The organism is Candidatus Chloroploca mongolica, from assembly GCF_004762035.2.
Taxonomy (GTDB): domain Bacteria; phylum Chloroflexota; class Chloroflexia; order Chloroflexales; family Chloroflexaceae; genus Chloroploca; species Chloroploca mongolica.
This window is the reverse complement of record NZ_SIJK02000158.1, coordinates 1-1,315: the sequence shown is the minus strand read 5'-3', so window position 1 is coordinate 1,315 and position 1,315 is coordinate 1. Positions and strand designations below refer to the sequence as shown.

Genomic DNA, 1,315 nt, shown 5'->3' with positions numbered 1-1,315 from the left:
CAGGGCTGATGCAAAGTCAGAGTCAGCAGCGGCAACCGACACCATGTGAACACCTTTGCGGTAGGATGAAGATGGTAACCAAGCATCAAACCGCATGAGGTGTTCACTATGAATGCTACCACAGTGACCGTGCAGCCGTTTGGCAGTGAGCAGCCGTTGACCTTGGATCTCGCCGCCATCTACCAGCAGTTTCAACAGGTGCCGGATCTGCGCCACCGTCGGGGTGTCCGCTATCCCTTGGCGGTCATGCTCACGATTGCGCTGTGGGCCAAACTCGCGGGGGCCACACAGCTGCGCGCCATTGCCGAGTGGGCCCGCGAGCGCCAGGGCGAATTGGCGGCCCAGTTTGCCTTGCCGCGTGCTGCCATGCCGCATCCGACGACGTGGAGCCGGGTGCTCGCCTCGGCCGTGGCGGCGGAGGCCCTGGATCACGCCCTGCTCCCCCTGCTGCTGCCACCCCCAGCGAGCGAGGTTCCTGCCCGTGCCAGTCAGCAGATCGCCCTCGATGGCAAGGCCCTGCGCGGCACCATCCCGCGTGGCCACAGCCAGGGCGTTCATCTGCTCAGCGCCTATGACGTCGAGGCCGGGGTCGTGGTGGCGCAGACCCCCGTCACCAGCAAGGAGAACGAAATCGTCGCTGCGCCACGCCTCCTGAAGCGTCTGAATCTGCGCGGCACGATCATCAGTGGGGATGCCATGTTTGCCCAGCGCAGCCTGAGCATCCAGGTGGTGGAGGATGGCGGCGACTACTGCTGGATTGCCAAGGAGAACCAGCCCACGTTGTTCGATGACCTCAAACTGCTGTTCAGCCCGAAGGTTTTCCCCGTTGCGCAGGGCTTCAGCCCCATTCCGCTCGATTTCATCACGGTCGAGCAGTGCGACAAAGGGCATGGACGACGGGAATATCGGCGACTGACCACGAGTTGTCTGTTGGAAGGCTACAGCGATTGGCCCTATCTGGCGCAGGCCTTTCGGATGGTGCGGATCGTCTATCAGGGGCGCGATTTCAGTTGTGAGGAGCGCTATGGCATCACCAGTGCGCCGCGCAGTGCGGTGAGTGCCCGCCGCCTGCTGGAGGTCGTGCGCGGTCACTGGCAGATTGAGAACGGCCTGCATTATCGTCGCGATGTCACGTTAGGCGAAGATGCCTCGCAGGTGCGTATGGGCCAGGCCGCACACATCCTCGCTTGCCTCAACAATGCTGTCTGCGGGTTGGCCGCCCGTGGCGGTCAATCGAACCTGGCCGCGTTACAGCGGTCGCTGGCGGCCGCCATCGACCGCCTCTTGTTCCGGGCCTGACTTTGCATCAGCCCTG

Annotated in this window: 1 protein-coding gene; it reads left to right on the top strand. The window is 63.5% G+C overall.

All coding sequences use genetic code 11. The annotated features are described in order from the left end of the window. The first annotated feature begins 108 nt into the window (after positions 1-108). Positions 109-1,299 (top strand): ISAs1 family transposase, encoded by a 1,191-nt coding sequence (locus tag EYB53_RS25295; RefSeq protein ID WP_135482432.1) that lies wholly within the window; start codon positions 109-111, stop codon positions 1,297-1,299. The last annotated feature ends 16 nt before the right edge of the window (positions 1,300-1,315 follow it).